Here is a 25,022-nt window from a genome sequence, read left to right on the forward strand (position 1 = left end):
CAAGCCCGCTCCTACAGGAGCGGGCTTGGTGCTTACACCTTCGAGGCAAACAGCCCCTGGTGCTGGCGGCACTGCTCAGCCGTGAGCATGAACACCCCGTGGCCGCCGCGCTCGAACTCCAGCCAGGCGAAATCCACCTCCGGATACAACGCCTCGACATGCACCTGGCTGTTGCCCACCTCGACAATCAGCAACCCTTTGTCGGTCAGGTGATCGGCCGCTTCAGCCAGCATCCGTCGCACCAGGTCCAGGCCGTCGTTACCGCAGGCCAGGCCCAGCTCCGGCTCGTGGTGATATTCCTCGGGCATGTCGGCAAAGTCTTCGGCATCGACGTACGGCGGGTTGGACAGGATCAGGTCGAAACGCTGACCCGGCAGGCCGGCAAAACCGTCGCCCTGCACGGTATACACACGCTCTTCCAGGCCATGGCGCTCGATGTTCTGGTTGGCGACTTCCAGTGCCTCGAACGACAGGTCGGCCAGCACCACTTCAGCCTCGGGGAACACTTCGGCGCTGACGATGCCGATGCAGCCGGAGCCGGTGCACAGGTCGAGGATGCGCGCAGGTTCGCTGGCCAGCCACGGTTCGAAGCGTTTTTCGATCAGTTCGCCGATCGGTGAGCGCGGAATCAGCACGCGCTCGTCGACGATGAACGACAAGCCGCAGAACCACGCCTCGCCCAGCAGGTAGGCGGTCGGCACGCGGTCTTCGATGCGGCGCTTGAGCATACGCTGCAGGTTGACCAGCTCGTCGTCTTCCAGCTGGCAGTCCAGGTAGGCATCGGCGACTTCCCAGGGCAGGTGCACCGAGCCCAGCACCAGCAGCCGCGCTTCATCCCAGGCGTTGTCGGCGCCATGACCGAAAAACAGGCCATGCTCGTGGAAACGGCTGACGGCCCAACGGATATGATCGCGCAGGGTGCGCAAGCGAGAAGTGATCACAACAGACTCCTTGAAAGACGACCTGCGATTCTAACAGCCCGGCAAAAGAAATGATCGGCAAAAACACCCTGTAAGGATATCGCCAGGGTGGCTGCAGGCCACTAACGACGCTGCTTGTACGCGAAGCGATTCACATAACTGCTCAGGCAGGGGACAATAGGGTAAAAGCCCTATCCAAAGGAGCCCTTGATGTCTGTTCCAACGACGATGTTCCACCTCAGCGGCCGAGGCTATCCGCCGGCCAAGCTGAACAACGCCAGCCTGGTGATTATCGATGCGCAAAAGGAGTACCTCAGCGGTCCCCTGGCGCTCTCGGGCATGGACGCGGCCGTGGCCAACATCGCTAAAATGCTCGAGGCGGCCCGCAAGGCCGGGCGCCCGATCATCCACGTGCGTCACCTGGGTACCGTCGGCGGCATGTTCGACCCGCAGGGCCCACGCGGCGAATTCATCCCGGGCCTGGAGCCTGTGGGCGATGAAGTGATCATCGAAAAGCGCATGCCCAATGCCTTCAAGAACACCACCCTGCACGAGACCCTGCAAAAGTACGGGCACCTGGACCTGATCGTCTGCGGCTTCATGAGCCACTCCAGCGTCAGTACCACCGTGCGCCGGGCCAAAGACTACGGCTACCGCTGCACCCTGATCGAGGATGCCTGCGCCACCCGCGACCTGCCGTTCAAGGACGGCGTGATTCCGGCGGCGCAGATCCAGCAGAGCGAGATGGCGATCATGGCCGACAACTTTGCCTGCGTGGCACCAACCACCAGCCTGATCTGAGCGACCGCCCGGCAGCCGGGCGGAACCACCTCAAGGCTTTTCGGTCCAACGCCGGATATCCATAGAGGAAATCGGAATGAAAATATCCGATGGTTTTGATGCCAAACGCTTGCGCCCACGCACGCCCCGTAACTGGGGCATGCGCCTGGCGGCGGCGTTTTCGGCGTTGCTGGCAACCGCCGGCGTGCTGCTGGCCATGGCCGGCGCCGCCAGCCTGCTGGGCCACCCCGCTGCTCTGGGCGAGCTCAACGCCAACCCGGCCGGCGCCAGCGTCCTGCTGGGCCTTGGCCTGTTGCTGCTGTACCTGGGTGTGTGGTTCTGGCGCCGCAGCCGCTTGCGCCTGCGCCGCAGCCGCGAGCTCAACCTGTCACCGCACCTGATGAAAAAACACGATTGACTGCACGCTTTGGGGGAGTCGCGTAAACTACGCCGCCCTGGCGGAGGCTTACATGCAAGACGACGATTTTTCCCTGTTCAAAAGCGAGATGCGCGGCGTCAAGCCGATCACCCATGATCGCGCCGAAGTCGGCAAACCCAAGGCCGACCGCAAGAAACTGGCAAGCCTGCGCCAGGCCGCGACGGTCCGTAGCGACCAGACCGTGGTCGATGGCCTGTCGGACCAGTTTGTGATTGATGTCGGCCCCGAAGACGATCTGCACTGGAGCCGTGACGGCGTCCAGGAAAGCCAGATGCGCAAGCTCAAGCTCGGCCAGATCGGCTTCGAAGGCAGCCTCGACCTGCACGGCATGACCGTCGAAAAGGCCCGGGAAACCCTGTGGGCCTTCCTTGCCGAAGCCACCCGCTTCGAAGTGCGCTGCGTGCGCGTCACCCACGGCAAGGCAGTGCGCCTGGATGGCAAGCGACCGATGATCAAGAGCCACGTCAACACCTGGCTGCGCCAGCACCCTCAAGTGCTCGGTTTTACCTCATGTCAGGCCCGCCATGGCGGTACTGGCGCGGTGTATGTCATGCTCAAGCGAACCATGCTCGAAGGCCGTGACGAGTAACGCCGTACTTGCAGCGCCGCCGTCGCCGCCGTACCCTTCGCGTTTGCGATAAATCCCACAGGTAGATCCATGTCCCTGGAACAGAACTACACCGCGATCCTTGGCCAGCTTGGCGAGGATGTCTCCCGCGAGGGCCTGCTCGACACGCCCAAGCGGGCTGCGAAGGCCATGCAGTACCTTTGCCGCGGTTATGAGCAAACCCTGGAAGAAGTGACTAACGGCGCCCTGTTCAGCTCCGATAACAGCGAAATGGTCCTGGTCAAGGACATCGAGCTGTACTCGCTGTGCGAACACCACATGCTGCCGTTCATCGGCAAGGCCCACGTGGCCTACATCCCTGACGGCAAGGTCCTGGGCCTGTCGAAGGTGGCGCGGATCGTCGACATGTACGCACGCCGCCTGCAGATTCAGGAAAACCTCAGCCGCCAGGTCGCCGAAGCGATCCAGCAGGTCACCGGCGCCCTGGGCGTTGCCGTGGTCATCGAGGCCAAACACATGTGCATGATGATGCGCGGTGTGGAAAAACAGAACTCGACCATGATCACTTCGGTGATGCTCGGCGAATTCCGCGAAAACGCCGCGACCCGCAGCGAGTTTCTCAGCCTGATCAAGTAATCGGGCCAGACTGCAAGCCGACCTTTCGTGGTCGGCTTTTTTTATCCTTTGGAGTTGCCATGATCGTCAAAGCACTGCGTGTGGGCCTCGGCCAGTTGATTGTGTTCGGTGACTGGATCAGCCGCCCGGCCAAGCTCAAGCGCGACCCGGCCGCCCAGGCCCTGGTCGAGCAACAGGCCAAGGGCCTGAGCCTGTACCAGTTTCATGCCTGCCCGTTCTGCGTGAAAACCCGCCGCACCCTGCACCGCCTGAACGTGCCGGTGGCACTGCGCGATGCCAAGAACAACCAACAGGATCGCCAGGCCCTGCTTGCCGAAGGCGGCAAGATCAAGGTGCCGTGCCTGCGTATCGAGGAAGACGGCAAGACCACCTGGATGTATGAATCCAAGGTGATCATCGACTACCTCAACAAGCGTTTTGCCGCCTGATCGCTCAACCGAGCATGGTCACATGACGGGGATGGCTGGCCACACGCTCCAGCCATGCCTGGATGCCAGGGTAGCCGTCGAGGTCAAAGCCGCCCTGGTGGGCGACATGGGTGTAGGCGTACAGCGCGACGTCGGCGATCGAATAGCGATCACCCACCAGGTAAGGCGTTAGCTGCAGTTGCTTCTCCATCACCCGCAGGGCCTTGTAGCCGCCTTTGTGCAGGGTCTTGTACTCCTCCAGCCGCTCTTGCGGCAGCCCCAGGTAAAACTGGATGAAGCGTGCCACGGCGATGTACGGCTCATGGCTGTACTGCTCGAAGAACTGCCACTGCAGCACCTGGGTGCGCAAGCGCGGTTCGGTGGGCAGGAACTCGCTACCATCGGCGAGGAAGTTGAGAATCGCGTTGGACTCCCACAGGTAGGTGCCATCCTCGAGTTCCAGCACCGGCACCTTGCCATTGGGGTTCATGGTCAGGAACTCAGGGGTTTCCGTCTCGCCCTTGAGGATATCCACCGAATGCCATTCATAAGGCAGGTCGAGCAGGTGCAACATGAGCTTGATCTTGTAGCAGTTGCCCGACTGGTAGTCGCCGTAAACCTTGTACATCGCTCCCCCTCTTCGTAATGCTGAATCGAACCCGCGCCCATAGTTGGCGACTGTACGGCTAATTGCAATGCCTGCTGTATGGCAAAGATCAACAGTACGCACGGTAGTCTGAAAAAACTGCTTACATCCAGAACAAGGAATGCCCCCATGCCCGACGCCACGTCCGCGCAATTGCGCCCTTTGGCCGACTCCTCGCCGTCTGCGGTGGTGGCCGGCTTCATCGCCATGCTCACCGGTTATACCAGCTCCCTGGTGCTGATGTTCCAGGCCGGCCAGGCTGCCGGCTTGACCACGGGGCAGATCTCATCGTGGATCTGGGCGCTGTCGATCGGCATGGCGGTGTGCAGTATCGGCCTGTCGCTGCGCTATCGCACCCCGATCACCGTCGCCTGGTCGACCCCCGGCGCGGCGCTGCTGATTACCAGCCTGGGCGGGGTCAGCTACGGCGAAGCGATCGGTGCCTATGTCACCTGCGCGGTGCTGGTGGTGATCTGCGGCATGACCGGCAGTTTCGAGCGCCTGGTCAAACGCATTCCGGCCTCGCTGGCCTCGGCATTGCTGGCCGGGATCCTGTTCAAGATCGGCAGCGAGATTTTCATTGCCGCCCAGCATCGGACCGCGCTGGTGCTGGGCATGTTCTTCAGCTACCTGTTGATCAAGCGCGTTTCGCCGCGCTACTCGGTATTGGCAGCGTTGGTGGTCGGCACGGTGCTGTCCGGGGCCATGGGCCTGCTGGATTTCAGCGGTTTCAGCCTGGAAGTGGCCACCCCGGTGTGGACCACGCCGAGTTTCTCTCTGGCGGCGACCATCAGCATCGGCATTCCGCTGTTCGTGGTGGCCATGACCTCGCAGAACATGCCCGGTGTCGCCGTGCTGCGCGCCGACGGCTACCAGGTGCCGGCCTCGCCGTTGATCACGGTGACCGGCCTGGCTTCATTGCTGCTGGCACCGTTCGGCTCCCACGGCGTCAACCTGGCCGCCATCAGTGCAGCGATCTGCACCGGCCCGCATGCCCATGAAGACCCCAGCAAACGCTACACCGCGGCCGTCTGGTGCGGGATTTTCTACGGCATCGCCGGGGTCTTCGGCGCCACCCTGGCGGCGCTGTTCGCCGCCCTGCCCAAGGAGCTGGTGCTGTCGATTGCCGCCCTGGCATTGTTCGGCTCGATCATGAATGGCCTGACCGTGGCGATGAACGAGGCCAGGGAGCGCGAGGCGGCGCTGATCACCTTCATGGTCACCGCCTCTGGCTTTACCCTGTTCTCGATCGGTTCGGCATTCTGGGGGATCGTCGCCGGGGTGCTGACCTTGATGATTCTCAACTGGCGTAAATAGTCGTAGGGACGCCGCTGCTACAGGCGAAAATGCCCGACCATCCCCTTCAAGTCATTGCCCAACTGCGCCAGCTCGATACTTGAGCTGGCGTTGCCCTGCATGGCCAGCGCCGACTGATCGGCGCTGCTGCGGATCTGGGTGACACTGCGGTTGATCTCTTCGGCCACCGAGCTTTGCTGCTGCGCCGCCGCGGCAATCTGCTGGTTCATCTGCTGGATCAACGATACCGCCGCGGCAATGCTGCCCAAGGCGCTTTCCGTGTGCAGGGCATCGCTGACGGCCAGCTTGACCAACTCGGCACTGCCCTGGATCTGCGCCACCGAGGCCTGGGCACCGCTGCGCAAGCTGCTGACCAGGCGCTCGATCTCCTCGGTCGATTGCTGGGTACGCCGGGCCAGTGCCCGCACCTCGTCGGCGACCACGGCAAAACCGCGGCCCTGCTCGCCGGCCCGCGCGGCCTCGATGGCGGCATTGAGCGCCAGCAGGTTGGTCTGTTCGGCGACGCTCTTGATCACTTCAAGTACCTGGCCGATGTTCTGCACTTCGCTGCTGAGGTTGTCGATGCTCTGGCTGGCTGATTCAGCAGAGCTTGCCAGTTGCTCGATACGCTGCATGCTCTGGCGTACCACCTGCTGACCGCTCTCGACCTTGTCGTCCGCCGTTTGCGCCGCCAGGGCAGCCTCTTCGGCGTTGCGCGCAACATCATGCACGGTAGCGGTCATCTGCTGCATGGCGGTAGCCACCTGCTCGGTCTCATCCTTTTGGCTGTTGACCTCGCGATTGGTTTGCTCGGTAACCGCCGACAGCGACTGAGCATTGCTCGCCAATTGCTCGATACCGTTTTGCAGGCCACTGACGATGGCGCTCAAGCCCGAGCCCATCTGCTGCATGGCCAGCATCAGCTGACCGACCTCATCACGCCGATCGATACTGATTTCACCACGCAGGTCACCGGCGGCTATCTGCTGGGCGCGGCCCATCACCTGGCGCAACGGCCCGACCACCGCACGGGTGATCAGCCAGGCCGCCAGCACCCCGACCAACAGCGCCAACAGCGCAGCGCCAAGGATCAGCACGGCATTGCGCTGCAGCTCGCCTTGCATGGCCTGGTCTTCAGCGAGCCGGGCCTGGTCGACCTGGCGGGTGACCTGTTCGGCACGCGCTTGCAATTGCTGCTTGAGCTGTTGCTCACGGCCAAGCAAGTCGGTGTATTCAGCAAGTTTTTCAGTGAAACTGGCGATGTGCGTGCTGACCTCGCCGAGCACGGTCTGATAGCCAGCGTCGGTCACCGCGGTTTTCAATTGCTCGACCAGTGCTGCTGCCTGCTCGGTCTGTTCGATGCGGCCCTGGCGGGCATCGTCGGCGCCCTTGCGATTCTGCTCAAGACGCACGCGCGCTTCGTCCATGGCCTGCAGCATCAGCCGTGCGACTTGTGCCACCTGCCCGGCTTGCTCGACGAACTCGGCGCCCTGCTGGCCCTGGGTGTCCTTCAGGGTATAGGTGCCGTCATCGGCGAGCCCGGACTGCAGCACATCCAGGTTGTTGGCCACGCTTGAGACCGACCAGCTGGCCATGTCCAGCGCCAGCTCCTTGGCCTGGGTCAGTTCGACGAACTGGTCAAAGGCCTGGCGGTAGTCGTTCAGCGCCTGTTCGACGCCGCTCAGTTGCACCAGCGTCCGGGCTTGCTCTTGCAGGGCGTCGAGGCGCTGGTGCACCGCGTCTACCGACTTGGGATCGGAGCGCAGGGCGAATGCCTGTTCCTGCAAGCGGGTATCGAGCAGCGCGGTATTGAGCGCCGCCATCTGCTTCAAGCCATCGAAGCGCTGCCCGACGCCGTGCAGGGCGGCAACCCCCGCTGCCGCCACCACCGCCGTCAGCAGTAGCACCAGGGCAAAGCCCAGCCCGAGTTTGCGGGCCATGCCCAGGTTGGCGAAAAAACCACGCTTGGCCGAACTCATCGCACTACCCCCTGCTGCCCGCAAATGCATCAAGCCTCAAGAGTGGCAATGGCACGGCCAGCGGCACAAGATCCCGGCGTCGGAATAATGGCAAAAAGCTACAGTTGCGTCGTTTTCAGGACTGCCGAGGTCGTCCGGCGCGCTGAAAGAACGCCTGCGCGCGCTGGTCCTGGGCATAGGCGACATTAATCCGCAGCCAGTCACAGGCAGCGCCCTGGGGATCAAAGGCACTGCCCGGCGCCAACAGCACCGAACAGGCCTGGGCCTCGCGGCTGAGCTCGGCAAAACTGCGTCCCGGGCAGCGCGCCCAGACAAACATGCCGCCATAGGGCTCGGTAAACACCTCCCAGCCATAGGCCTCCAGTTGGCCCAGCGCCTTGGCCATGTGCTGGGCCAGGCGCAGGCGCAGACGCGCCGTGCTTTTGCGGTAGCTGCCGTTGCCGAGCATTTGCGCCACCACCTGCTCGGTAAACCGCGAAGTCCCCAGGCCACTGACCATTTTCAATTCCGCCAGGCGCGCAACCAGTTCCGCCCTGGCCACCAGGTAGCCAACCCGCAGCGAACTGCTCAGGGTCTTGGAAAAGCTCGCCAGGTAAATCACCCGCTGTTCAGCGTCCAGGGTTGCCAGACGCGTCACCGCACCGTCCTGAAAGTCCGCGTAGATGTCGTCCTCGATGATCAGCAGGTCATGTTCGCGTGCCAGCTCCAGCAAGCGATAGGCGACCTTGGGCGACAGGCTGCTGCCGGTGGGGTTCTGGTACAGGCTGTTGATGTACAGGCAACGTGGCCGGTGCTGCTTGAGCAGCGCCTCGAGCACCTGCAGATCAGGCCCCTGCGGGGTACGCGGCACTTCGAGCATGTCGACGTGATGCTGGCGCAACAGGCTGTAGAGGTTGTAGTAGCCCGGGCTTTCCACCAGCACCTTGTCGCCGGGCTTGAGCAACGTGCGCACCAGCAAATCGAGGGCATGGCTGGCGCCCTGGGTGGTGAGGATCTGCTCGGGCGCGGCGTCGATGCCGATCTGCCCCAGGCCCTTGTGCAGCTGGGTACGCAGGCTGGCCAAGCCCAGCGGCGGGCAATAGTCGATCAAGTCCTCGACCGCGCCGCGGCTGACCTGGCGCAGCGCCTGGGCAATGGCTTCGGTAGCGCGCCAGCTGGAAGGTACCCAGCCACAGCAGAGCTTGAGCAACTCGCCGGGGTCATCGGTGAACTGCTGCCAGCGGCTGTCGAAGGCCTCGTCATGGATCGGCTGATCAACCAGCGGCGCCTGCAGGCGCTGTTCGGCGACGAAGAATCCGGCGCCATGGCGCGCCTGCAGCCAGCCCGCCGCCACCAACCGGTCGTAGGCTTCGATCACGCAGGACTGGCTGACACCCTGCTCGCGGGCCAGTTGGCGAATCGACGGCAAGCGGCTACCCGGGCGCAGGCGCTGGTGTTCGATCCAGGCCTGCAATTGCTCACTCAGTTGCTGCACGAGCGGGCGGGAGGAGTGGCGATCGAGGCTCAGGTGCATGGCAAAGTGTTCGCTGATTTTATCCGAACAGTTAACCACAAAACCCTCGCCAGTGTGCCTTGTGACGCCCAGGCGATCACCGGATAGTCGGCCCATCGACAAGGAGCCGAACCATGCCCACCCCGCGCCACCCAGCCCTCCTGGCCTTCGCCCTGTGCCTGATCACCTTTGCGGTCAACCTGCAGGCACCGCTGTACACCGCTTACGCCGAGCTTTCCGGTGAGGGCGCCGGGGCCACGGCCATGGCCTTCTGCGGGTATGTGCTGGGGGTAATCCCGGTACTGCTGTTGCTCGGTGGCCTGGCCGACCGGGTCGGGCGGCGGCCGCTGATCCTCATCGCCCTGGCCCTGTCGATGCTTGCCACCTTGCTCATGCTCTTGGCGCCGGGGCTAAAGACCCTGGGCCTGGCGCGCCTGCTGCTGGGCATCGGCACTGCGCTGGCGTCGGCCACCGGCACTGCCTACATGGGCGAACTGATGCACGGCGGCGACAACCGCCATGCCGCCACCTGGGTCACCGCCAGCACTTCGCTGGGCTTTGGCCTCGGCGCGGCGCTGACCAGCCTGTTCCTGCTCAGTGGCCCAAGCCTGACCCCGGGCAGCTTCCACCTGCACCTGGCGCTGGCCTGCCTGGCGATGCTGGCGGTATGGCAATTGCCCGACCGGCGCCTGGCCCCACCTGCCGCGCTGTTGCGCCTGCCCTGCTACCCGGCCGGCAGCCTGCCCTACGGTTTGGCAATTCTGCTGGCCTGGGCCTGTGTCGGCCTGGTGATTGCCTTGCTGCCGTCGATCCTCAAACAGCATGGCCTGGCCAACTGGTCGGGGTTCTCGACCTTTTGCGTGATCAGTTGCGGGTTGTTGTTCCAGCCCCTGGCCAAGCGCCTGGCGCCGGTGCGGGCCACGGCCATTGGCCTGGTGATCTTGCCCTGCAGCTACGCGCTGCTGGCCTGGGGCGCCGACAGCGGCGCGCTGGCGGCAGTGCTGCTGGGCACCATCGCCGCCAGCAGTGCCTGTTATGGCTTTATTTACCTGGGCGGGCTGTCAGCGGTGAACACCCTGGCGGGCGAGGAAAAAACCCGCGCCAGCGCAGGCTTCTTCCTGTTGGCCTACATGGGCTTCAGCCTGCCAGTCATCCTTACCGGGCTGCTGGTCGATCGCCTCGGCCCGGGTAATGCCCTGCTGGTGTTCGGCCTGGTGTTAGTGGTTGGCTGCCTGCTGGTGGGCCTGGCCCTGGCACGCAGCCACAAGGCGCTCGCTCTGCCTGCGCTGGCAGGCGTCAAATAGCCGTGGCGCCGCCATCGACTGCCAGGGCCTGGCCCGTTGTAAACGCCGCACCATCGCTGCACAGGTAAAGCACCGCACTGGCGATCTCCTCGACCTTGCCGATGCGCCCGACCGGGTGCATGGCGGCGGCGAACTCGGCCTTGCGCGGGTCGGCCTCATAGGCGCGGCGGAACATGTCGGTATCGATCACCGCCGGGCACACGGCGTTGACGCGAATCTTCTTCTTGGCGTACTCGATGGCCGCCGATTTGCTCAGGCCGATCACCGCATGCTTGGAAGCGCTGTAGATGCTCATCTTCGGCGCGGCGCCAAGGCCGGCCACCGATGCCGTATTGACGATGGCGCCGCCGCCCTGGGCGAGCATCAACGGCAACTGGTACTTCATGCACAACCACACACCCTTGACGTTGACGCCCATGATCGCGTCGAACTCGGCCTCGCTGCCTTCGGCCAGGCGGCCCTGCTCGATCTCGATGCCGGCGTTGTTAAAGGCGTAGTCCAGGCGCCCGTAAGCCTCGACCGTGCGCCCCATCAACTGCCGCACATCGGCCTCGCGGGTGACGTTGCAACTGACGAACAGCGCCTCGCCGCCGCTGTTGCGGATCAGCTCGACCGTGCCTTCGCCACCTACGGCATCAAGGTCGGCCACCACCACTTTCAACCCCTCGGCGGCAAACGCCAGCGCCGTCGCCCGGCCAATCCCCGCAGCACCACCGGTGACCAGGGCAACCTGGCCAGAAAAACGCATGCTCATCGCTAGCTCCTGCAACAAAGTGAGGTCAGTGATCAGGAGTCTAGGCAGCGATCAGCGCCATTGGGCAGCATCATCAGGGCGCCGGTTGGCGCACTATCGGCCTGGGTGATTGTCTTCCCCAGGATCGATCAGCGCAGTGGATTACCGTGCATTCGCCAGGCGGGTAAACCTTGCCGCCTGGCCAAACAAGGTCTATCAACAAGCATTGCCCTTCAATCGAGAGCCTTGCCATGACTGCCCAGACCAACCGCCGCTTCCTGCTCGCCAAACGCCCGACCGGCGCCGTGACCCGCGACGACTTCAGCTACGAACAGGTGCCGGTGGCCGAACCTGGCGAAGGCCAGATCCTGGTAAAAAACCTGTATCTATCCCTGGACCCGGCCATGCGCGGCTGGATGAACGAAGGCAAGTCGTATATCCCGCCAGTGGCCCTGGGCCAGGTGATGCGCGCCCTGGGCGTCGGCGAGGTGATTGCCTCGAAACACCCGGGCTACGCCGTCGGCGATCACGTCAACGGCGCCCTGGGTATCCAGGACTATTTTGTCGGCGAGCCCCAGGGCTTCTACAAGATCGATCCGAAACTGGCGCCGCTGCCGCGCTACCTGTCCGCGCTGGGCATGACCGGCATGACCGCCTACTTCGCCCTGCTCGACGTCGGCACCCCGAAAGAAGGCGATACCGTGGTGATTTCCGGTGCTGCGGGCGCGGTCGGCAGCATTGCCGGGCAGATCGCCAGGCTCAAGGGCTGTCGTGTAGTGGGTATCGCCGGCGGCAGCGAAAAGTGCCAGTACCTTAAAGATGAACTGGGCTTTGACGGGGTCATCGACTACAAGGCAGAGGACGTCCTGGAAGGCCTCAAGCGCGAATGCCCGAAAGGCGTCGATGTGTTTTTCGACAACGTCGGCGGCGAGATTCTCGATGCCGTGCTCAGCCGTCTGAACTTCAAGGCGCGAGTGATCATCTGTGGCGCCATCAGCCAGTACAACAACAAGCAGGCGGTCAAGGGCCCGGCCAACTACCTGTCACTGTTGGTCAACCGTGCACGCATGGAAGGCTTCGTGGTCATGGACCATGCCGCCAACTACGGTAAGGCGGCACAGGAGATCGCCGGCTGGCTGGCAACCGGCAAGGTGAAGAGCAAGGAGGATGTGGTCGAAGGCCTGGAAACCTTCCCCGAGACACTGTTGAAGCTGTTCAGCGGGGAAAATTTCGGCAAGCTGGTGCTTAAGCCCTGATCTCGGCGACCACTGCTGCCAGCGCCTGGGCAGGGTCGGCGGCCTGGCTGATCGGGCGACCGATCACCAGGTAGTCGGAGCCGGCATCCAGGGCCTGGCGCGGGGTCAGGATGCGGCGCTGGTCGTCCTGGGCGCTGCCGGCCGGGCGAATGCCCGGGGTCACCAGTTGCAGTGACGGGTGCGCAGCCTTCAGTGCCGGCGCTTCCAGCGCAGAGCACACCAGGCCGTCCATGCCGGCCTTCTCGGCCAGGGCCGCCAGGCGTAGCACCTGCTCCTGCGGCTCGATGTCCAGGCCAATACCGGCCAGGTCTTCGCGCTCCATGCTGGTCAGCACCGTCACGCCGATCAGCAGCGGCTGCGGGCCGCTGCGCTGGGCCAGCACCTCACGGCAGGCCGACATCATGCGCAGACCACCGGAGCAGTGCACGTTGACCATCCACACGCCCATCTCCGCGGCGGCCTTGACGGCCATGGCGGTGGTGTTGGGAATGTCGTGGAACTTCAGGTCGAGGAACACTTCGAAGCCCTTCTCGACCAGGGTTTCGACAATGCCCGATGCGCTGCTGGTGAACAGCTCCTTGCCGACCTTGACCCGGCACAGGGCAGGATCGAGCTGATCGGCCAGCTTCAGGGCGGCGTCACGGGTAGGGAAATCCAGGGCGACGATGATGGGCGTCTGGCAGGCGGACATGGGCGGGTCTCTTGGCAAGTCTTGAACGGCGCGCATTGTAAACGAAGCGGCGGCCCGTGGGGGGCCGATGATCGCGAAATGGCCGCGGCCCACCCCTGCCCCTATAATTGAACCAATGAATGATGCTTTGGCTCCAATTTAGTGAAGCAGTGTCATTTGCTGTTTAAAAGGAGAATTACATGCCCTGGTATGCCTGGTTGATTCTGGTGCTCGCAATCGGCTCCATCGTCGGTGGTCTGATGTTGCTGCGCGATACCGCAAAAAAGCTGCCCCTGACCGAGGAGCAGCTCAAACGTGTGCATGAGCGCAATGCCGAGATGGATGCCAAGGATGCGCAGGATCGCTGAGCCTTCTGCACGGCCCGGCAACGCACGGCGTTACTTGTAGCGCGCCGCCGCCGAACTGCGCGAAAGATTCGGCCCCAGCGCATCCCGCGCCTTGATATACGCCTGCCAATCCGCCGCTTGCGGCAATGAAGGAATGGTTACCAGCTCGTTCTGGTCCAGCCCGCTCAGTGCCGCGTCAACCATCTCCCCTACTTCCATCACCATCTGCGGGTCGATCTGGTTCACGTCAAGGCCTGAACGCTCGAAGATTTCCGTACGGGTCACCCCGGGCAGTACAGCCTGAACCTGTATCCCCTTGTCTTTCAACTCACCGCTCAGCGTCTGGGTCAGGCTCAGGACATAGGCCTTGCTCGCGCTATAGACGGCGTTGAACATTTCCGGCGCCAGGGCCACGACTGAAGCGATGTTGATGAGGGTCCCCCGGCCGGCGTTGGCGAACTGTGTCGCAGCAGCAGAAGCCAGGCGGGTGACAGCGACGATGTTGAGTGCGACCACTGCATCGATCTGTTGCGCGGTAACCTCCGCCAGGGTGCCATGCAGGGCGATGCCAGCATTGTTGACCACTACCGCAATGCGGTGGTCGTCACGCAGACGCTTCTCGACCCGGGCAAGGTCGGCGGCTTCGACAAGGTCCGCAGTCAGCACTTCGACACTTACGCCATGACGAGCCTGCAACTCATTCGCCAGCGCCTGCAGGCGTTGGCCGTCCCGTGCGACCAGAAGCAGGTCGTGCCCGCGTGCAGCCAGGCGCTCGGCGTAGACAGCACCGATTCCTGACGATGCACCGGTGACCAGTGCCGTAGTGGTTAATGAAGAATTCGACATGACAGTGATCTCCAAAGGCTCGACGAAAGAGAGGAACAAGTGCGCCAGATAAAAATATTATGATCATAATATTTTATCAACCCGAGCCGACCAAAGGCATCGCACAGCCAAGAAAAAGCCGGTCAATGACCGGCTCCTTCCCTGTGGGTGATCAATTGACCGTGAGCTTGTCCCGATTGCGATCCAGCAGTGCCTTGCCAATACCCTTGATTTCGAGCAGTTCATCCACCGAGGTGAAGGCGCCGTGCTCATCACGGTAGGCGACGATGGCTTCGGCTTTGGTTTTGCCAATGCCGGTCAGGGTGGTTTGCAGGGTTGTGGCATCGGCCTGGTTCAAATCGAGCTTGGCAACCGGCAAAGTGACCATGGCGGCCGTCGGCTCGACTTGTGGTTGCGCCGCCATTGCCGAAAGCGAGACGGCAGTAAACAGTGGCAGAAAGAGGTACGACAGGACGGTGTTGCGCATGGGGAAACTCCTTGGCTATGAATTTGCAGAGCAGCATTTCCTTGGCTGCTACCGAAACCTAGACCGGCAAGAGAGTCGGCGCAAATGTGTCCACAGCGGATTGTTTTACCAAACAAGTCTCAACAGTATTCGAGCGTAGCTGTAGCACAAACGCTTGTGCAAACGCGCCCCACTACAACAGATGTAGTAAACTCCCGCGCACTTTGTGAGGGGGAGTCAAATGCGTAGAAGGGAATTTATTGTTGGCCTGGGCGTGGTTGCCCTGGCAGGGATCGCCACGAAAGTTATTGTTTCGGGTTCGTCGAATGCACTTAAAACACCAACCGGCATGGACTGGCTGCCGTTTGACTTGCTGGCCCTGAATGCCGATGGAACCGTTACAGTAAGTAAAGACGCGGCCAAGATCATGGACAAGATTTCCATGCTGCCGTCGGCCGATGCCGAGTCGCTGGCAGCCGGCGCGCATGATCCTTTCCAGATCCGCATCGACAACGGCTCGGGTGCCAGTGCTCGCAGTTTCATTGGCGCCAGCAATCCAAACCAAGGCCCGTTTGACCTGAGCAAGCTGACCGTCATCCGCGCGCCGGGGCCTGAGCCCAAAGCGCTGGACTGGGCCCAGGGCGGCAAGTTTTATCGCGCGTTGATTCCGGCCGGCTCCGATCCACGGGCCGTTACTGTATCGAATGTGCTGGACGAATACTCCCGGCCAAAGCCGCTGCGCGAGTTCGCCGACCTGGAACAGGCTGGCGAGGAAGGCTGGTTCTTTGATCAGAAAGAACGCACGCTCTATGTCAGCAAAAAACTTGCAACTAATGTCAACGCACTGAAAGATATCCTCGGCATTGTGTATCGCCAGCCCGGCACTACTACAATGCGCGTACAAGGCGGTGAAGCCTATTTCGAAAACCTATTGTTCCTCGGTGTCCTGCCGTGGGTACTGAATGCCTCTGGCCTGGTGTCCAAGGCGGTCTTCAAGAACTGCGCGTTCTGGTATTCCCCGGGTTCAGGTATCGCCAACGAAGGCGGCTATGTTGTTCTCGACAACTGTGAAATCTATCGCAGTCGGGATCATGGCATCAGTTCCCGCAAGAAAGATGACGCGCAACCTAAACATATCGCCATCAACACTAAAGTACGTTATGCCGGGGATATCGACACCCATGGCAATCAGCGCAGTGGCAAAAATGGCATGTCGATGAGCGACGGCGGCCTGGCGGCAGTTCTTGGCTGCGACATTCGACAGTCGCTTGGCACGAACATCGCCGACGGCGGCAGTATCGCTAGCCAGGGGATCTCCTGGTGGTATGGCGTGCATTGCGAAGACAGCCTGAGTGAACACTCGATCAACTTTAGTGTTCAGGGCTCACGTACCGTCTGGATGGAACACTGCAGCGAAGACAATACCCGTGGCATTTCAGTACGGGTTACCGGTGAAGGCTCGGTACTTCGTCACGCCAACAATAGTGTTGGCAAGTACCTGACCGACAATGGCGGTCAAGCTTTACCCTTCAGTGACGCCTGAATACTGACGCCTTGAGACCTTGAAAAAAGTCGCCCATGGGCGACTTTTTTCATGTAGTGAAGGCATCAGCAACGAGGGCCGATCACTCTTTGCCTGTGCAACTTCCGCGGTTTTTTGCCCTGATCAGTAACGGCAAGCAGCACTGCCAATGGCAACCAGACTATGGTCCAGTAATCGCCCGGCCGGGTGAAGATCCTCTCGACATCCGTCAGCATGACGATCAGTGCATAACACAGCGCGGGCAATGTAAGGCAGATCAACGGATCACGGCGCATGCTCCAGGCTTTCTTAAATACACAGGCCAACCCCGCCAATAGCAGTCCCAGCGCGATCAGGCCGCTGTCATACACTTGCTGCAAATACAGACTGTGTGCATGAGGTGACACCGTCTTGCCATCTGGCCAATGATAGGCGAAGGGAGTACCAAGCCCGTGCCCGACTAACCAGGAGCCGGACATACTGGAGAAAAAATACTCCCAGATGGGACTACGCCCGGAGAGACGACGCGTCAACAATTCGTTGAGTACATGATCTTTCCAGATCACCGCGACGCCCAGGGACACTAGCAGACCAGCACCAAGAATCCACCACCCAAGTTTTGAACGCTGGAGCAAAATGGCCACCAGACAACTCGCCGCTAAACCGATCCACGCGCCACGCGCGTAGGTCAACAGCACATAAGCTGCAAGCACCAGAAACACCGCCATCCAGGCAACAGCCTTGCGCAACGAAGTTGTTTCTATCGACTGCAAGCGCAAACGCCCAGCTGGCTATAGCGCCATGAAACATGCCGGCAGCGACCGGATAGCGATAATTGGCAAAGTCGCCGATGCCCAGGCGATCCAGGCGAAAGGCTCGGTAGTGCAAGGGGCGGTCCAGCCAATAGAACTGAAAGAACAACGTAGCCAATGCCCCCAGGGCAACGACGATGACCGCAGCGTAGAGCGCCTTGCGAAAGACCTGGGGCGACCCATTGACGAGGATGTGAACCGCAGCCATGAACAAGGCTATGAACACACCGCGCTTGGCCAGCGCCAGAACATCACGCTCACTACCGGTTGCCCACAAACCGGATAAGGCGACCCACACCAGGTAGCTCGACCAGATCCAATAGCACAAACCAGGCATGCGCACTTTTCTGCTTGCGATGGCGGCTATTGCATACACCAGGGCCGGCAACAGCAAGAGGAAATACACCTGACTGTTACGCGCGCTCCCTGAGGTCAACCATACCTTGCCACTGATCAGCACAAACAAGCCCAGTGCCAACACCCAGCCTGTCAGGTACCGCCAACGATTGTCATCATTCCAGTAGCTACCCATGGTCAGCACTCACATCAAACCGCCTTCTAGAACGCATTTTTGTTGATGAACCCCTTGAACACGGTGCTGGCAATGATCTTCAGGTCCAGCCACAGCGACCAGTTATCGATGTACCAGAGATCATGCTCCACCCGCTTCTGCATCTTCTCGAGGGTGTCGGTTTCACCACGAAAACCGCTGACCTGAGCCCAACCGGTGATACCCGGCTTGACTTTGTGCCGCTGCATATAAGACTCGACCAGGTCCTTGTAATACTCGTTATGTACCAGTGCATGAGGACGTGGCCCGACCAGAGACATGCGCCCCTGAAGGACATTGAAGAACTGTGGCAGTTCGTCAAGGCTGGTGCGCCGCAAGAACGCGCCCACTTTGGTCACACGCATATCGTTGCGCGTCGCCTGGGTTACATCCTTGTCATCGTGGACGACCATCGAACGGAACTTGTACACCTTGAAGCGCACCCCATTGATCCCAGTGCGGTACTGCTTGAACAACATCGGGCCAGGCGAGCTGAGCTTGACCACAATGCCGATGACGGCACATACCGGCAGGATCATCAGACTGATCAGGCCGCCGACCACCAGATCTTCCAGGCGCTTGACGATCTGCGCCGGCCCGTCGATCGGACTGCAGCTCAAGTCCAGCGAATACAGCCCGGCAATGTAGCTGACACGATGATTGAGCAAGCGGATATCGCCCCACTCCGGAATGAAGCGTACTGCCACCGTGTGATGCCTCAAGGCGTACATTACCGCCTGAATACCGCCGCCCTCGCTAAGCGGCAAGCACAGCCAGACTTCATGAGCCCCATGCCTTTCAACTTGTTCGACCAGCTCGGCCAACCAGCTTTCGTCTGCCCGATAGTTGAAGGACGTCGCCACCTTGAAGCCAAACTCGTTCAACTTGCGTGTACGGTTCAGGCGCCGTGCCGTTTCGCCACCGGTGTCTACCAGCAAAACAGACTTCAGGTTCATCCCCGAAGATCGCAGCTGGCGCAGGACCAGATAAACGATCACGCGAAACGACAGGCTGAATACTGCGCCCAGAATCAAGGTCGAAGAAAACCATATCCGCGAGTAATTACCCGACACTTTCAAGAAGAATGACAGCGACAACAAGATTCCCGCAGCAAGACACCAGCACGCCAGAAGAATGCCCAGTTGCCGCCAGATGGATACGCCACGTTGCGATCCATAGCCGCCGCCAAAGGTGATACACAGGACAACAACCGCCGCGATCAGCAGTGTCGTGGTGTTGTAGCGGCCTGCCATGTCAAACGTTGCAAATCGATAATCGTGGGCAAGCAAGGAGGCCACAATAACAATCAACATATCCAGCAACGCTACAACGAACGGTACCGGATAGCGCTCTGAAAACGTGGGCTGATAACGATTGATCAGTTCCATACCCTACACATCCTCCCCCATTCCGGAGCCTGACGGCCTCTTGGCCGCGCCCCGGAAGTCCTATAAAAATGTTGCTTGTTATTGCCCTATGGCGCCTGGGTTCTTTGCCCATGATCGCCATCGATGCAGCCAACCCGAAGTTGACTGGCTGCTGGTCTGCTCCCGACAGCACCAGCTTTCATCACACGTTATTGATGGTGTCGCCAGCCAGCGAAAAACGTCTGGCACTTGTCATCGACAAAACGCTTGAACCTCTCTCGAAAAATCTCGGGAGCAAATTGTTCGGCATGCGCACGAATGCTTGCCGGATCAAAATCCCCAGCGCTTTCAAACTGGCTGATGGCGGCACAAATCGCAGCCTCGGTCTGCTCATAGAAAAACATCCCGGTTTTCCCCTCGACGACGGTTTCGAGGGCACCGCCCTTACCGAAGGCAATGACCGGCGTGCCGCAAGCCTGGGCTTCGACCGGGGTGATGCCAAAGTCCTCCTCGGCAGCGAACACAAATGCCCGACACCGCTGCATATGGTCACGCAGGACCTCGAAAGGCTGATACCCCAGCACCTGCACATTCGGTCCGGCAGCCTGCGTGACTTTATCGAACTGCGGCCCGTCGCCGATCACCACCAGTTTCTTGTCGGGCATGGCACTGAAGGCCCTGACAATCAGGTCCATTTTTTTATAGGGGACCATGCGCGAAGCGGTCAGGTAGAAGTCTTCCTTGTCAGGCGTGAAAGCAAAGTCCTGAACATCCACCCCCGGGTAGATGGTGGTCGCCTCACGTTTGTAGACCTTGCCGATACGGCGGCCGATGTAATTGCTGTTGGAGACGAAATGCTCGACGTTGTTGGCCGTGCGCGCGTCCCAGTTGCGAATTTTGAACAGCAGGTAACGGGCCAGCCAGCTCTTGAGCCCTTCACTCTTGTTGGACTCGATCAGGTACTGGTTCTGCAGGTCCCAGGCGTAGCGGATCGGTGAGTGGCAATAACAGATGTGCAACTGGTCAGGGCCGGTCATCACCCCTTTGGCCACCGCGTGGCTGCTGCTGATGATCAGGTCATAACCCGACAGGTCCAGTTGTTCAATCGCCAGTGGCATCAACGGCAAGTACAGTTGATAGCGCTTGCGGGCCTGTGGAAGACGCTGGATGAAGGTCGTCGTGGCAACTTTGCCACCGATCTTTTTACGCTCGGCGTCAGAAAAGAAATCCACCACAGAGAACAGATCTGCCTGAGGCCAGAGACTGATAATTTCAGCCAACACCTTCTCTGCACCTGCGAATGTCACCAGCCAATCATGAACAACCGCTACCCTGATATTCACTACATCACCATCGCAAATTTTCAAAAAATCAATGTGTTGCCGCGACTGCCTGTTACACCGCGTCAGACGCTTTGAACAACGTTGAATAGAACACGCGGAGTATCAATCCCAGGAGCACTGCGGCAATCATTGCGTACTGCCCGATACCACTGACAAACAGATTGACGACCAGAAAGAACGGCAAGAACGAACAAAAAATCAGGTACATCGGCAACCAGGCGATACCCTGACGGCTCACGGCCCTGGCTACCAGCCCCAGCACCACGGCAAAGATCAGACATGCCAGAGCCCCACCCCAGATGCCAAAGTCATAGACCACGGGCCCGAACAACGTGGTGTAGACACCCGGGCGAATGACACCGTCAATCAACACCTCCTCGATATCCCCTTTACCCAGGGCCGACATGATGATCTTGGCGGGAATGTAGAAGCTCTGCAGCCCATAGGTACTGGCGCCATCAACTAACGAGGCCAGATAGAAAAACTCGTACAACCCGTGGGTGATGTATTGAGAAAAGTGGGTCAGCGCATAAATCAGTCCAGCCAGACCCGAGCTGTCGTTCTGCCCCAGATACTCCACGACCTGAGCGCTGGCTGGGGCAAATCGGGCATAACCGGAAAGCTCCATTGACGCTACCGGATCCAGACCCATTTGCTGGGTACGGATCCAGAAGACCATGCCCCCCAGCCAGATAAAAGCAACGGCCAGTGCAAGGCCAAGCAACAGGTTGCGCAGGGAAAGCCTGACATATCCGGTCATCAGTGCAGCGGTCAACGAAGTCGCCATGAACACCACCAGTCCACTTCTTGAGCCCTGCAGGACCATGTCGAAAACGGCAAACAACAGGCAGCAGAACAACATCGGAAAGTGATACCAGCGGCGCGCGCCGGCCACCCGCATCATGCAGATGAAGATGGGTAAGAATAGAAAGAATGAAGACAACACCGCACCGACCAGCGCAATGCTGCCCGAGCCACCGGTGGCAATCAGCTCGCGGTTTTCCATAAAATCGGAACTGATATTGCCGCCGGCCCGGATAAAGATCCGTTCGATAACCCGAAGCACCAAACCGACGCTTCCAAGGCCATAAACAAGCCACACCAGGCGGCCAATGGAGCGCGCATCACATTCAAGCGTCAGAACTTTCGCCCGGGTCAAGCCAGCCGAAAAAAACAAGGCCAGGAAGAACAGGTAGACATAGGCCACGAGGATAAAGAGCGAAGACGGGCCAGCTTCATACAGGTAGTCAATCGGGGCAAAAAACCAGATCAACAGACAGCACAAGCCACCCCAGAGAAAAATCCGGTAGGGCGGAAACACCGCAAGCCTTATCAACAACGGCGTCATCGCAAACCCACTTTCAATATGTTCTCCAGCCTGAAGGTGAACAGTTCCAGTTTCACTGCCCAATACAGTTGCATGCCCACGATCATCAGAAATCCGGCGATCCAGGCCAGCGTGATCAACCCAGTGAAGCTGACAGTCGGCAACAGGTAACCAATGCCTACAAACAGCACAAATACACTGATCCCCGCGGCGACACACAGGGTTTGCAAGCCCGGTCGTGCCGCACTGGCCAAAACGCCTTCAAGGCTTGCGCTGGTCGCCCAGAGCACCATGACCAGCGCCATGCTACTTACCAACCAGCGATCTTGCGGCAACGGCCAGGGAAGGCCGAGTTCGGCCCCGGGAACAAACCAGAGCACTGTCGCTATAACGGCCGCAGCCAGGGCAACCAGCGTCACGCAAGCCATGATCGCTGTACTTCTGAATGCGACCACGCTGCCATAGACGCGCCGGAAGAACACAGTGTTGATAAATTGATGCACGACAATGGCAATGGACAGCCAGCGAAATACAATTGAAAACGCCGCAACGGTGGTTTCTGTGTCCAGTACCCCGAGCACTATTCGCGGGCCGCCCATGAACGCGCCCATCAACACCCCTCCCAGCAGGAACTTGTAGCTGTGGCGAAATACTCCACGCAACGCACCCAAACGCAGCGCCTCACGCCCGGGCAGTTGCGAGACCTTGAGCAATACCCCGATCATGAGCACGCCACAGAGCGCCATGACCTGCACATAGAAGGCCATGAAGTCCACACCCAGCCAATGTGAGGCCAAGCCAAAAAGCAGGGTGAGATACAGGGCACTCTCGAATATCGACGCCACCGCGCCTTTGCCCAACGCTTTAAGCCGGGCTGAGGTTGCCAGTTGCAGCACGACAAGTGCACTTTGCAAGCCGATAACCGCGGCAGCAGCCAGCGATGGCTCCGTGACCAGATGAAATGCCAGCCAACTCGCAGCCATGACCGTCGCGCAGGCGATAAGCACATACGCGGTGGCAGTTTGTACGCCACTGGCTAAAGGTCCACCCAAGGTGCCGTAGGCGATGACGCCATGCATGCCCAGTGCAAGCAACGGCCCCAGCGCCATCGACACTGATAGCCACCACTCAACCGCACCATACTGGGCATTGCTCAACGTCCAGGCAGCGAGAAACGGCGCGAACAACACTGCTGATTTCGATAACCCGAAAAGACCTGCCTGTACCAGCAGCCGCTTGGCATGGATGAGCAACGCTAAATCCCCGGCTTCTTGTTATAGACCCGCTCCACCAATCCCCGGACTTCGACTTTGGGATGGCGAACCATGGCCTGCTCATAATCCAGGGCGATCCAGCGCAGCGGCTGCGCGACATACAGCCCTGGCTTGAGCAACGATTTGGAAACGCAGGAAGCGGCCCCGACCGTAACCCCATCGCTGATCGACACTGCTGCATTGACCACTGTCATCGAGCCGATGTAGACGTTGTCACCGATACGCACGCTACCATCGACCCGAAAACGATCCAGCCCCGAAGGCGCATGCATGTATCCATGCGTCCAGATCTGGCTGCCCGATCCAGCGAGCGTTGAGTAATCGCCAAAGCGAACACTTCGGGTACAGTCGACGATGTGTTTCGAGGTGATTTTCGAGTAGACCCCAAGCCGCAACACTGCCCGACCCCAGGTAACGCCACGGCGTGCCCGGTACACTTTGTTCATGTTGCCAAGTGCCGCATTCGGCAACAGGAACACCCAGATGTCGCCCTTCACCAGGTTGAAGTGCTGAATGTAAGCCGCCGGCCGCATGACCAGGCATTTGCAGTCCAGGTAGTTACCGTGGCCAACCGAAACCCGTTCGCCGAGCATGACCGATTCGGCACGAATCCAGGAAAAACCGATTCGGCACCCGGCACCGATATGCCAGCCCAGGGCGCGCAGGATCATATTCTTCAGGGCACATGCTGGCAGGCATAACCCCAACAGCGACGCCAAGGTGCGTTTCATCTGTGTTGCTCCGCCACTCGAACCAGGTTGTTTGCAATTTGCCGGACATTGTCCTGGTCGAGCACTGCTGGCAACGATGCAGGGTCGGAGACCAGCCCGGCAAAGGTGGTGGTATACAGCTTGCGGACCAACTGGGTTCTGGCCGCATCGTCGGCAAGCGTGAATGTTCCGCTTTCCACGTCCTGAATAACCTGCGAAATCCCTTCGACATCACTCAACTGTACGTATCCTGGCTCGCCGGCAAGCACGCCTGGACCGAATTGAACCAGTGGCTTGCGCGACAAGACCGCCTCCACGGCAATAGTCCCGGTAACGGTACAGATCAGTTTGACGTGCTCGAGCAGGGAACCCATTGCGACTTCGTAGGGAACCGGGATGATATTGTCCACGGATACGATCTGTTCAAGCAGGGCATCGTCCAGTTCATATTTGGTCTTGGGGTTAAGTTTGACCAGCAGTTTCCAGTGGGCGGGAAGCGCTCGTGCCAACGCTGCAATCAACTCGGCCTGGTTACGGAAATCCTGTCCCCACAGGTCGAGGTTGGATTCGGGTTGCATCTGCATTGGGTACAGCAGGTAATGTTGATCGGCATCCAGGCTGAAGCGCTCGCCACTGAGTTGCGCCCAACGCGCCAGCCGCGCTTTTACCGCCCGGTCCAGCAACCACTTCTTTACCGGTGAAGGCGTATTGAACCGCTCCCCCCCCAGGTAGCTTTTGATCAACGTCAGCCGGTTGGGCCAGGAACCGTGCAACGGAAACACCCGCCCCGGATCCGAAGGCAGGGCGGGACGCATGTAGTCCGGAACCTTCTCGCGCTTGCGAATAGCTTCAGCCAGGGCAAAACAGTCCTCGTCCGCCGGGCAGTCCGCGGACGTACCAATAGCCTCCTTGCTGTCTGCGGCGTAGATGCTGTAGCGCCCTCCCGGATAGCCGGGCATGGAGGGATGAAAAAAGGCTACTCCGCGAGCCTTGCACCATTCTACCGCCAGCAGTTCATGAAACAGCGTGGCCTCGCCAATGACCAGGTCCGGCTTGGCGTCATCCAGCGCCTGCCAGATGGCCTGCCGGTAGTAGTGGTAGTGGGTAGGCTGACCGCCAAAATAATTGACGAAACGATCTGACTGACGTGTCCGGGTGAACAGATCGTCGCCACCCAGCGGGCTGAAGTCCTTCCCTCGGGGAAAGCCGATCAGCCTGGCCTGACCATGGGCCGGTGCAAAAAGCGGGTTCTGTACAATCCACTGGACATTATGGCCATCAGCAATGAAGCACTTGGCCAGCGCATCCCAGAAATAGGTCTTGTACCTATTTTCTATCAGTACAATATTCATA

The 25,022-nt window shown here is 60.3% G+C and carries 26 protein-coding genes and 1 pseudogene; 11 read left to right on the plus strand and 16 right to left on the minus strand.

Annotated features, from left to right (window positions below; translation table 11 throughout):
* Positions 1-32: 32 nt before the first annotated feature.
* The gene (prmB, locus tag LOY22_RS19385) at positions 33-941 is read right to left on the minus strand and encodes a 50S ribosomal protein L3 N(5)-glutamine methyltransferase (RefSeq protein WP_045195306.1); all 909 of its coding nucleotides are present in this window, start codon (positions 939-941) and stop codon (positions 33-35) included.
* 189 nt (positions 942-1,130) lie between these two features.
* On the opposite strand from prmB, the gene LOY22_RS19390 reads away from it, so the two are divergent.
* From LOY22_RS19390 to LOY22_RS19410, 5 genes are all read left to right on the plus strand, one after another.
* Positions 1,131-1,721, plus strand: a complete 591-nt coding sequence (locus LOY22_RS19390) for a cysteine hydrolase family protein (protein ID WP_093380478.1) — start codon at positions 1,131-1,133, stop codon at positions 1,719-1,721.
* A gap of 76 nt (positions 1,722-1,797) precedes the next feature.
* Positions 1,798-2,118, plus strand: coding sequence for a hypothetical protein (locus tag LOY22_RS19395; protein ID WP_045195308.1), 321 nt, complete (start codon positions 1,798-1,800; stop codon positions 2,116-2,118).
* A 52-nt stretch (positions 2,119-2,170) separates the two neighbouring features.
* Positions 2,171-2,728 (plus strand): Smr/MutS family protein, encoded by a 558-nt coding sequence (locus LOY22_RS19400; protein ID WP_038994072.1) that lies wholly within the window; start codon positions 2,171-2,173, stop codon positions 2,726-2,728.
* 69 nt (positions 2,729-2,797) lie between these two features.
* Positions 2,798-3,343, plus strand: a complete 546-nt coding sequence (gene folE / locus LOY22_RS19405) for a GTP cyclohydrolase I FolE (protein ID WP_045195310.1) — start codon at positions 2,798-2,800, stop codon at positions 3,341-3,343.
* A gap of 59 nt (positions 3,344-3,402) precedes the next feature.
* Positions 3,403-3,771, plus strand: a complete 369-nt coding sequence (locus tag LOY22_RS19410) for a glutathione S-transferase N-terminal domain-containing protein (RefSeq protein ID WP_045195311.1) — start codon at positions 3,403-3,405, stop codon at positions 3,769-3,771.
* Positions 3,772-3,775: 4 nt separating this feature from the next.
* Here LOY22_RS19410 and LOY22_RS19415 read toward each other — a convergent pair whose 3' ends face one another.
* Positions 3,776-4,378 (minus strand): glutathione S-transferase family protein, encoded by a 603-nt coding sequence (locus LOY22_RS19415; protein WP_045195312.1) that lies wholly within the window; start codon positions 4,376-4,378, stop codon positions 3,776-3,778.
* 147 nt (positions 4,379-4,525) lie between these two features.
* Here LOY22_RS19415 and LOY22_RS19420 point away from each other — a divergent pair, with 147 nt between their 5' ends.
* Positions 4,526-5,713, plus strand: coding sequence for a benzoate/H(+) symporter BenE family transporter (locus LOY22_RS19420; RefSeq protein ID WP_045195313.1), 1,188 nt, complete (start codon positions 4,526-4,528; stop codon positions 5,711-5,713).
* A 17-nt stretch (positions 5,714-5,730) separates the two neighbouring features.
* On the opposite strand, the gene LOY22_RS27135 is transcribed toward LOY22_RS19420, so the two are convergent.
* From LOY22_RS27135 to LOY22_RS19430, 3 genes and pseudogenes are all read right to left on the minus strand, one after another.
* Positions 5,731-6,612, minus strand: coding sequence for a methyl-accepting chemotaxis protein (locus tag LOY22_RS27135; protein ID WP_408980601.1), 882 nt, complete (start codon positions 6,610-6,612; stop codon positions 5,731-5,733).
* A pseudogene (locus tag LOY22_RS27140) lies at positions 6,592-7,701 on the minus strand (HAMP domain-containing protein); the annotation flags it as partial. The pseudogene LOY22_RS27140 and the gene LOY22_RS27135, both read right to left, overlap by 21 nt.
* Positions 7,702-7,786: 85 nt before the next feature.
* Positions 7,787-9,184: a PLP-dependent aminotransferase family protein gene (locus tag LOY22_RS19430; RefSeq protein ID WP_258597831.1), complete on the minus strand. Its 1,398-nt coding sequence runs from the start codon at positions 9,182-9,184 to the stop codon at positions 7,787-7,789.
* A gap of 113 nt (positions 9,185-9,297) precedes the next feature.
* On the opposite strand from LOY22_RS19430, the gene LOY22_RS19435 reads away from it, so the two are divergent.
* Positions 9,298-10,467, plus strand: a complete 1,170-nt coding sequence (locus tag LOY22_RS19435; protein ID WP_093380470.1) for an MFS transporter — start codon at positions 9,298-9,300, stop codon at positions 10,465-10,467.
* Here LOY22_RS19435 and LOY22_RS19440 read toward each other — a convergent pair.
* Positions 10,460-11,221 (minus strand): SDR family oxidoreductase, encoded by a 762-nt coding sequence (locus LOY22_RS19440; protein ID WP_045195319.1) that lies wholly within the window; start codon positions 11,219-11,221, stop codon positions 10,460-10,462. The two genes, LOY22_RS19435 and LOY22_RS19440, sit on opposite strands and share 8 nt — an antisense overlap.
* Positions 11,222-11,451: 230 nt before the next feature.
* Here LOY22_RS19440 and LOY22_RS19445 point away from each other — a divergent pair, with 230 nt between their 5' ends.
* On the plus strand, positions 11,452-12,456 hold the full coding sequence (locus tag LOY22_RS19445; RefSeq protein WP_195884787.1) for an NADP-dependent oxidoreductase: 1,005 nt from the start codon (positions 11,452-11,454) through the stop codon (positions 12,454-12,456).
* Here the strand turns inward: LOY22_RS19445 and pyrF are convergent.
* A complete protein-coding gene (gene pyrF, locus LOY22_RS19450; protein ID WP_038994059.1) occupies positions 12,446-13,147 on the minus strand; it encodes an orotidine-5'-phosphate decarboxylase in 702 nt (233 codons plus the stop codon). The genes LOY22_RS19445 and pyrF overlap by 11 nt on opposite strands.
* A gap of 179 nt (positions 13,148-13,326) precedes the next feature.
* Here pyrF and LOY22_RS19455 point away from each other — a divergent pair, with 179 nt between their 5' ends.
* Complete coding sequence (locus LOY22_RS19455) at positions 13,327-13,494, plus strand: DUF2897 family protein (RefSeq protein WP_010224101.1); 168 nt, start codon at positions 13,327-13,329, stop codon at positions 13,492-13,494.
* Positions 13,495-13,524: 30 nt separating this feature from the next.
* Here LOY22_RS19455 and LOY22_RS19460 read toward each other — a convergent pair whose 3' ends face one another.
* Entirely contained in the window at positions 13,525-14,319 is a 795-nt protein-coding gene (locus LOY22_RS19460) for an SDR family oxidoreductase (protein WP_093380462.1), read from the minus strand.
* A 151-nt stretch (positions 14,320-14,470) separates the two neighbouring features.
* Positions 14,471-14,785 carry a helix-hairpin-helix domain-containing protein gene (locus tag LOY22_RS19465; RefSeq protein ID WP_045195325.1) on the minus strand — a complete coding sequence of 105 codons (315 nt, stop codon included), beginning with the start codon at positions 14,783-14,785 and terminating at the stop codon, positions 14,471-14,473.
* A 220-nt stretch (positions 14,786-15,005) separates the two neighbouring features.
* Between LOY22_RS19465 and LOY22_RS19470 the strand changes: the two genes are divergently transcribed.
* The gene (locus LOY22_RS19470; RefSeq protein WP_258594507.1) at positions 15,006-16,307 is read left to right on the plus strand and encodes a right-handed parallel beta-helix repeat-containing protein; all 1,302 of its coding nucleotides are present in this window, start codon (positions 15,006-15,008) and stop codon (positions 16,305-16,307) included.
* Between the two features lie 65 nt (positions 16,308-16,372).
* Here LOY22_RS19470 and LOY22_RS19475 read toward each other — a convergent pair whose 3' ends face one another.
* The gene (locus LOY22_RS19475; protein WP_258594509.1) at positions 16,373-17,014 is read right to left on the minus strand and encodes an O-antigen ligase; all 642 of its coding nucleotides are present in this window, start codon (positions 17,012-17,014) and stop codon (positions 16,373-16,375) included.
* 13 nt (positions 17,015-17,027) lie between these two features.
* Between LOY22_RS19475 and LOY22_RS19480 the strand changes: the two genes are divergently transcribed.
* Positions 17,028-17,384: a hypothetical protein gene (locus LOY22_RS19480; protein ID WP_258594511.1), complete on the plus strand. Its 357-nt coding sequence runs from the start codon at positions 17,028-17,030 to the stop codon at positions 17,382-17,384.
* A 272-nt stretch (positions 17,385-17,656) separates the two neighbouring features.
* Here the strand turns inward: LOY22_RS19480 and LOY22_RS19485 are convergent, their stop codons facing one another.
* From LOY22_RS19485 to LOY22_RS19510, 6 genes are all read right to left on the minus strand, one after another.
* A complete protein-coding gene (locus LOY22_RS19485) occupies positions 17,657-19,030 on the minus strand; it encodes an undecaprenyl-phosphate glucose phosphotransferase (RefSeq protein WP_082075420.1) in 1,374 nt (457 codons plus the stop codon).
* A 194-nt stretch (positions 19,031-19,224) separates the two neighbouring features.
* Positions 19,225-20,352: a glycosyltransferase family 4 protein gene (locus LOY22_RS19490; RefSeq protein ID WP_258597833.1), complete on the minus strand. Its 1,128-nt coding sequence runs from the start codon at positions 20,350-20,352 to the stop codon at positions 19,225-19,227.
* A 58-nt stretch (positions 20,353-20,410) separates the two neighbouring features.
* On the minus strand, positions 20,411-21,706 hold the full coding sequence (locus LOY22_RS19495) for a hypothetical protein (RefSeq protein ID WP_213603527.1): 1,296 nt from the start codon (positions 21,704-21,706) through the stop codon (positions 20,411-20,413).
* Entirely contained in the window at positions 21,703-22,938 is a 1,236-nt protein-coding gene (locus LOY22_RS19500; protein WP_213603525.1) for a hypothetical protein, read from the minus strand. The genes LOY22_RS19495 and LOY22_RS19500 overlap by 4 nt, the downstream gene beginning before the upstream one ends.
* A gap of 2 nt (positions 22,939-22,940) precedes the next feature.
* Entirely contained in the window at positions 22,941-23,690 is a 750-nt protein-coding gene (locus tag LOY22_RS19505) for a hypothetical protein (protein WP_213603523.1), read from the minus strand.
* Positions 23,687-25,021, minus strand: a complete 1,335-nt coding sequence (locus tag LOY22_RS19510) for a capsular biosynthesis protein (RefSeq protein ID WP_213603521.1) — start codon at positions 25,019-25,021, stop codon at positions 23,687-23,689. The genes LOY22_RS19505 and LOY22_RS19510 overlap by 4 nt, the downstream gene beginning before the upstream one ends.
* Position 25,022: the final 1 nt, after the last annotated feature.

Origin of the sequence: Pseudomonas sp. B21-035 (assembly GCF_024748945.1) — a bacterium.
GTDB lineage: Bacteria > Pseudomonadota > Gammaproteobacteria > Pseudomonadales > Pseudomonadaceae > Aquipseudomonas.